The following is a 3,335-nucleotide window of genomic DNA, read 5'->3' on the forward strand; positions in this document are numbered from 1 at the left end:
GGCTAGCCCGACCAACCCGGCCCACCGCAAGCCCATCAACCGACCGTCACACGATCGAGCTAAAACGACCTCGTGCACGCTCCCAGCCAAGCAGCTGTCAACCCCTTCTCGATGGTCCGGGGCCGCGTGGTGTTCTCACCGCGCGGCCCCGGACCGTTTCTGATCACCATTGACGCAGGTCCGGTGGCCTTATAACTTCACTATACGGATTGTTGATTCCGGGAAGCGGAAACAGTGGCATCGTGGAGGGTGTGGACATGGGTCAGCAGGAGAAGGTGGCAACGAGCCTCGCCGGTGCGGTCAGCGAGGAGATCAGTGCCTCCCTCACCGCGGTGGACGCCGAGCTCGCCCGCCGTTACCCGGGAGACCCCGGCACCCGCCAACCCGTCCACACGGTCTACGTCCCCGGCGACACCTTTACCGCAGACACCATCCGCTCCTGGGGCGACCAGGCGCTCCGCGCCCTTGACGAGCATGCCCCCGATGCGGCCTCGTTCGCCGCCGTCCTCGGCATCCCGGAGGAGCTCGCCGCGCCCGTCCACGACCGGGTCCGCGCCAAGCTGGAGCGCGAGCCCGTCGAAGACCTGCGCATCGACTTCGAGGACGGCTACGGCCCCCGCCCCGACGCCGAGGAGGACGAGGCCGCCGCCCGCGCCGCGCGGCTGGTCTCGGAGGCGTACGAGAACGGCACGGCGGCCCCGTACATGGGCATCCGGATGAAGTGCATGGAGGCCGCCGTACGCGACCGGGGCATCCGCACCACGGATATTTTCCTCACCGGTCTGATGCAGGCGGGAGGGCTCCCCGAGGGCCTGGTGCTCACCCTTCCCAAGGTGACGTACCCCAAACAGGTCACCGCCTTCGTCCGTCTCCTCGACGCCTTCGAGCAGGCCCACGGCCTGCCGTCGGGCCGGCTCGGCTTCGAGATCCAGATCGAGACCAGCCAGTCCATCCTCGCCGCCGACGGCACCGCCGCCGTGGCCCGCATGATCGATGCCGCCGGGGGCCGCGCGACCGGCCTGCACTACGGCACCTTCGACTACAGCGCCTGCGTCGGCGTCAGCGCCGCTTACCAGGCCAGCGACCATCCGGCCGCCGACCACGCCAAGGCGGTCATGCAGGTGGCCGCCGCGGGTACCGGCGTACGTGTCTCCGACGGCTCGACCAACGTCCTCCCGGTCGGCCCCATCCACCAGGTCCACGAGGCGTGGCGGCTCCACTACGGGCTCACCCGCCGTGCGCTGGCCCGCGCCTACTACCAGGGCTGGGACATGCACCCCGGCCACCTGCCGACCCGTTACGCGGCCGTCTACACCTTCTATCGCGAGGGCCTGGAACAGGCCGCCGCCCGGCTCGCCGCGTATGTCGCCAAGGCCGGCGGCGACGTCATGGACGAGCCCGCCACCGCCAAGGCCCTCAGCGGATATCTGCTGCGCGGCATCGACTGCGGCGCACTCGACGCCGCCGAGGTCGCCCGCCTGACGGGGCTGACGCGGGCGGACCTCGACGCGTTCGCCTCGCCCCGGCGCGGAGGACTGACGGTGACGGCGCCGTAGGCCTCGGGCCCCGGCCCGTACCGTCAGCCCCGCAGGAAGGTCTCGACGGTCCCGCTGAAGCGGACGGGATCGTCGAGCCACGGGAAGTGACCTGCGCCCGGCTGGACGGTCAGTTCGGCCTTGGGGAACAACTTTGCGACGGTGGCCGCGACGCGAGGAAGCGGACCGCTGTCCAGCTCGCCCGCGAGGACCAGGACCCGGGCGTCCAACGCGGCAACGGCGTCGCAGGCCGCGGCAGGGGCGAAGGCATCGGGGGACGCATAGATGTCCGCGGCCTCGTAGTTGCTCTGCTCGACGTCGGCTGCGGCGTGCGCCTGAGCGGCGGTGTCCCAACGGCCGTAGAAGAACGGGGCAATGGCATCCCAGTCGGCGTCGGTGGCGGAGCCTGCCCAGACCGCCTCGTACGCGTCGTGCGCGGCCTTGAACCACGGCTCGGCCGTGCGCAGCGCGGCGGCTTCGCGGCGATGCTCCTCGGTGAAGTCGACACCGAGGGCACGCGCACGGGCGGTGATCAGCGTGAGGGTCCGGATGCGCCGCGGGTGCCGGGCCGCGTGGAGGATTGCGAGATCGCCGCCCGCGGAGTGCGCCAGAACGTCCACGCGGGCCAGACCGAGGTGATCGCGGAACGCTTCCACATCGGCCACCTGCCGGTCGACGCGGTAGGTGGCCCGGTCGGCGGGGACTCCCGAGTCGCCGGTGCCCCGCAGGTCGAGCATGACCAGCCGGCGCCCGCGCGACAGCCCGCCGAGATCGCCGAGGTAGGCGGAGGCGCGCATGGGACCACCCGGCAGGACGAGTAGTGGCTCGCCCTCACCCACGAGGTGATAGGCGAGTTCGGTTCCGTCGGGAGCGGTGAACGTAGGCATGGCGTCATCCTGATGACCGAACGACGGACCCAACAAGCGGTTTACGCGGCGCTCCTCGGCCATACGCCGGTTGCCCCGACGCCGTCGCGCGCCTCGGCCCGGTCCTTCGGCGTCCGCGTCTCGGTCACCCGGGTGGCGACGACGACGGCGTACAGCAGCATGGTCGGCGCTGGAGAAGGTCGCCGCCGAGATCGAGACCTACTGGGAGCTGGCGCTCGCGCCGTACTGGGCCCGGATCCGCCGGCTGCTCGAAGCCGATGTGTTCCGCCGGGCGCGGCAGGTTGCCGAGCTCGGGGCCGCGCAGGTCCTCATGAACTGCACGACTCGTTGCGGTGGGACGAGAGCAGCCTGCGCCTGGTACGCCGCCACTGCGCCCTGACCCGCGCCGACTCGGGCGCGGGGATGCTGCTGGTGCCCTCCGTGTTCGCCTGGCCGCGGGTGCTCACCCGCTCGGTGGCGCCGGACCCGCCGCAACTCGCCTATCCGGCACGGGGCATCGGCACCCTCTGGGAGCCGCGCAGCACCGAAGCCGCCGATGCGGTCGCCGCTGTCCTGGGCCGCTCCCGCACCCTGCTGCTGACCGAGCTCGACACCCCCGCGTCGACCACCGCGCTCGCCCGGCGTTCGGGACTGTCCGCGGCCGGCGTCTCCCAGCACCTCACGGCCCTGCGCGACGCGGGCCTGGTGACCGCCCACCGCGCCGGACGCTCGGTCCTCTACGCACGCACGTCCGTAGCGGACGCGCTGCTCACGCCCGCCGGAAGCTGATCGAGCCGGTCCGTCGACGCCCCGGCTCAGAGCCTGTCGGGTGACCTCTGATCGGGCGGCCACGCCCTGGCACGCACGCTTCCCGCGTTGCCGAAATGCCCTAGTCGGTGACTTCGCACATGGGGTTTTAGGTCTCCAGCCAGCG

The 3,335-nt window shown here is 71.7% G+C and carries 3 protein-coding genes; 2 read left to right on the top strand and 1 reads right to left on the bottom strand.

What is annotated here, in order from left to right:
* The first annotated feature begins 257 nt into the window (after window positions 1–257).
* On the top strand, window positions 258–1,556 hold the full coding sequence (locus tag ACWD6R_RS40125; RefSeq protein WP_451823279.1) for a DUF6986 family protein: 1,299 nt from the start codon (window positions 258–260) through the stop codon (window positions 1,554–1,556).
* 23 nt (window positions 1,557–1,579) lie between these two features.
* Here the strand turns inward: ACWD6R_RS40125 and ACWD6R_RS40130 are convergent, their stop codons facing one another.
* On the bottom strand, window positions 1,580–2,422 hold the full coding sequence (locus ACWD6R_RS40130; RefSeq protein ID WP_451823277.1) for an alpha/beta fold hydrolase: 843 nt from the start codon (window positions 2,420–2,422) through the stop codon (window positions 1,580–1,582).
* A 327-nt stretch (window positions 2,423–2,749) separates the two neighbouring features.
* Between ACWD6R_RS40130 and ACWD6R_RS40135 the strand changes: the two genes are divergently transcribed.
* Complete coding sequence (locus tag ACWD6R_RS40135) at window positions 2,750–3,190, top strand: ArsR/SmtB family transcription factor (RefSeq protein ID WP_451823278.1); 441 nt, start codon at window positions 2,750–2,752, stop codon at window positions 3,188–3,190.
* Window positions 3,191–3,335 lie beyond the last annotated feature (145 nt).

The sequence above is a fragment of the Streptomyces sp. NPDC005151 genome (assembly GCF_053599875.1).